Origin of the sequence: Melaminivora sp., assembly GCF_032059615.1 — a bacterium.
GTDB lineage: Bacteria > Pseudomonadota > Gammaproteobacteria > Burkholderiales > Burkholderiaceae_C > Melaminivora.
In genome coordinates this window covers 1-3690 of the sequence record NZ_DAMCAM010000103.1, presented here as the reverse complement: position 1 = coordinate 3690, position 3690 = coordinate 1, and the positions used below count along the sequence as shown (strand labels likewise).

Sequence of the window (3690 nt, the reverse complement as noted above, 5' to 3'; positions counted from 1 at the left end):
ATCCACCTGGGCCACACGGTGGTGCTCAACAAGATGCGCCAGCTGCAGGACCTGGGCCACCAGGTCATTTTCCTGATCGGCGACTTCACCACGCTGATCGGCGACCCGTCGGGGCGCAACAGCACGCGCCCGCCGCTGACCCCCGAGCAGATCAAGGTCAACGCCGAGACCTACTACACCCAGGCGGCCAAGGTGCTCGACCCGGCGCGCACCGAGATTCGCTACAACAGCGAGTGGAGCGACCGGCTGGGCGCGCGCGGCATGATCGAGCTGGCCGCCAAGTACACCGTGGCGCGCATGATGGAGAGGAACGACTTCCACCAGCGCTTTGCCGAGGGCAGCTCCATCAGCCTGCACGAATTTTTGTACCCGCTGCTGCAGGGCTACGACTCGGTGGCCTTGAAGGCCGACCTGGAGCTGGGCGGCACCGACCAGAAATTCAACCTGCTCATGGGCCGGCACCTGCAGCAGGAATGGGGCCAGGAGCCGCAGTGCGTGCTGACCATGCCGCTGCTGGTGGGCCTGGACGGGGTGGACAAGATGTCCAAGTCCAAGGGCAACTACATCGGCATCACCGAGGACGCCAACAGCATGTTCGCCAAGGTGCTGTCGATCTCGGACACGCTGATGTGGGACTGGTACACCCTGCTGTCGTTCAGGAGCCTGGCCGAGATCGCTGCCCTGCGCGGCGAAGTCGAGGGCGGGCGCAACCCCAAGGACGCCAAGGTGCTGCTGGCGCGTGAGATCACCACGCGCTTTCACAGCGCCGCCGCAGCCGATGCGGCCGAGGCCGACTTCCACAACCGCAGCAAGGGCGGCATCCCCGAGGACATCCCCGAGCTGCAGCTGTCCGGCGCGCCGCTGGGCATGGGCGCGCTGCTCAAGGCCGCGGGCCTGGCGCCCTCGACCAGCGAGGCCAACCGCCTGATCGACGGCGGCGGCGTGCGCGTGGACGGCTCGGTCGTCTCCGACCGCGGCCTGAAGTTGCCCGCGGGCACGCACGTGGTGCAGGTGGGCAAGCGCAAGTTCGCCCGCGTGCATCTGGCCTGAAAGGGAGCGCCCATGACCCGCGAAAAGAACAACGCCGCCGCCCTGGCGCCCGACATCATCGTCATGGCCGCCGGCAAGGGCACGCGCATGAAAAGCCGCGTGCCCAAGGTGCTGCAGCGCCTGGCCGGGCGGCCGCTGCTGCTGCACGTGCTGGACCAGGCGGCGCAGCTGCAGGCGCGCCGCGTGGTGGTGGTGACCGGCCACGGCGCTACGGAAGTGGAAGCAGCATGTGTAGGCGTGGCGGGCACCAGCGCCGGGTTTGACCTGCAATGCGTGCGCCAGGAGCCGCAGCTGGGCACGGGCCATGCGGTGCAGCAGGCCGTGCCCCGGCTGGCGGGCGACGGCGTGGTGCTGGTGCTCTCGGGCGACGTGCCGCTGACCCGGGCCGACACCCTGGCGGCGCTGCTGACCGCCTCGGGCGGCGAGCGCCTGGCGCTGCTCACGGTGACGCTGCCCGACCCCACCGGCTACGGCCGCATCGTGCGGGGTGCTGCCGGCCAGGCCGTGCAGCGCATCGTCGAGCACAAGGACGCAAGCGAGGCCGAGCGCGCCATCGGCGAGATCTACAGCGGCATCATGGCCGTGCCCGCGCGGCACCTGGCCGCGTGGCTGGCGCGCCTGTCGTGCGACAACGCCCAGGGCGAGTACTACCTGACCGACATCGTCGCCATGGCCGTGCAGGACGGCGTGCCCGTGGTGGCGCACTGCATCGGGGACGCTCTGCAGGTGCAGGGCGTCAACAGCCCGGCGCAGCTGGCCGCGCTGGAGCGCGCCCACCAGGAGCGCCAAGCCCAGGCGCTGATGGAGCAGGGCGTGCGCCTGGCCGACCCGGCGCGCTTCGACCTGCGCGACGACCCGGCCAGCGGCGCGCGCGCCGCGCTCGCCTGCGCGCAGGACGTGGAGATCGACGTGGGCTGCATCTTTGCCGGCCGGGTGGAGATCGGCGAGGGCGCGCGCATCGGCGCCTACTGCCACATCGCCAACGCGCGCATCGCCGCGGGCGCCGTGGTCCACCCCTACAGCCACATCGACGGCGAGGCCGCCGGCGCCGAAGTGGGCGAGGACGCGCGGGTCGGGCCGTTCGCGCGCCTGCGCCCGGGCGCCCGCCTGGGGCGCGAGGTGCACATCGGCAACTTCGTCGAGGTGAAGAACTCCAGCCTGGCCGACGGCGCCAAGGCCAACCACCTGGCCTACCTGGGCGACGCCAGCGTGGGCGAGCGCGTCAACTACGGCGCCGGCAGCATCACCGCCAACTACGACGGCGCCCGCAAGCACCGCACCGTGATCGAAGCCGACGCGCACATCGGCAGCAACTGCGTGCTGGTGGCGCCGGTGACCATAGGCGCCGGCGGCACGGTGGGCGGCGGCTCGACCATCACCAAGAACACCGCCCCCGGCGCGCTCACCGTGGCGCGCGGGCGCCAGACCAGCGTGCCGGGCTGGAAGCGCCCGGCCAGGCGCTCCTGAGGGCAGGCAGGCGTGCAGACTTTCCCCTTGCCGCAGGCGAGCCAGCCCCTGGCCGCCGACGAGCTGGCGCAGGCGCGCCGGCAGCTGGCCGACATGGCCGCCGCGCAGGAGGCCTTCATGCGCCGCGTGGTGCACGACCTGCGCGCGCCGCTGCGCCATGTCACCTCCTACGGCGTGCTGGTGCGCGAGTTGCTCGATGAGCTGCAACCCGCGCCCGAGCCGGTGCAGGAGGCGCTGGAATGCGTGCAGACCATGGAGCGCTCGGCCCGGCGCATGGCGCTGATGCTCGACGGCCTGCGCGCCCTGGCCGACGCCGAGCGCGCCGCGCTGCACTGCGCGCCGGTGGACCTGGGCGCGGCCGTGCAGCAGGCGCGCGCCCAGCTGGCCGCGCGCGAGGCCGGCCGGGCCGTGCAGTGGCAGGTCGCGGGCGACCTGCCCGCGGTGCGGGCCGACGCGGCGCTCCTGGTGCAGCTGCTGCGCGAGCTGCTGGACAACGCCCTCAAGTTCACCCGGGGCCGCGCGCCCGCGCACATCGCCGTACAGGCGCAGGCCATGCCGGGCCAGCGCGTGCTCATCCGCGTGCAGGACGACGGCGTGGGGTTCGACCCCGAGCGGGCAGGGCAGATCCTGGGCGTCTTCGAGCGCCTGCACCGCGAGGGCGAATTCGAGGGCGTGGGCGCGGGCCTGGCGCTGTGCAGTGCCATCGCCCGGCGCCACGGCGCCACCCTGCATGTCAGCGCCCGGCCGGGCGCGGGCTGCACGGTGGAGCTGGACTGGCCGGCCGCGCCGGACCCTGCCCCGGCAGGCACCGCCTGAGGGCAGGCGCCCCCGGGCGCCGCGGCCCTGCCTTTACCTATCTTCACCGGCGCCACACCGGGCGCCGGCACGGCGCCGGCTACGATGCGTGGCCGTAGCCGTTTCGCCAACCACCCCGGCCCGCGCCGCCCGGCCGCGAGCCCGTCCTGCCCATGAACGACGCCGACGCCACGCCGCCCCCTTCCTCTTCGCCGCCCCGGCGCAGCCCCTGGCCGGGGCGGCTGCTGACGCTGGTGCTGGTGGCCGCCCTGGTGGGCGTGGCGTACTGGCTGGTGCAGCGCGCCAGGGGGCCGGCCGCCCCGGCGGGCGCGGGCCTGGCGCCCGGCCCGGGCGGGCACGGCCCCGGCGGGCCGGGCT

Annotated in this window: 3 protein-coding genes and 1 pseudogene; all 4 read left to right on the top strand. The window is 73.7% G+C overall.

All coding sequences use genetic code 11. From position 1 onward, the window contains the following. The coding region (gene tyrS / locus RT051_RS14435) for a tyrosine--tRNA ligase (protein WP_313077778.1) at positions 1-1050 on the top strand (1050 nt) is incomplete at its 5' end. 12 nt (positions 1051-1062) lie between these two features. Then, a complete protein-coding gene (gene glmU, locus RT051_RS14430) occupies positions 1063-2517 on the top strand; it encodes a bifunctional UDP-N-acetylglucosamine diphosphorylase/glucosamine-1-phosphate N-acetyltransferase GlmU (protein ID WP_313077774.1) in 1455 nt (484 codons plus the stop codon). A gap of 93 nt (positions 2518-2610) precedes the next feature. Continuing rightward, positions 2611-3333, top strand: coding sequence for an ATP-binding protein (locus RT051_RS14425; RefSeq protein ID WP_313077781.1), 723 nt, complete (start codon positions 2611-2613; stop codon positions 3331-3333). A gap of 152 nt (positions 3334-3485) precedes the next feature. After that, positions 3486-3690: pseudogene (locus RT051_RS14420) on the top strand (efflux transporter periplasmic adaptor subunit); the annotation flags it as partial.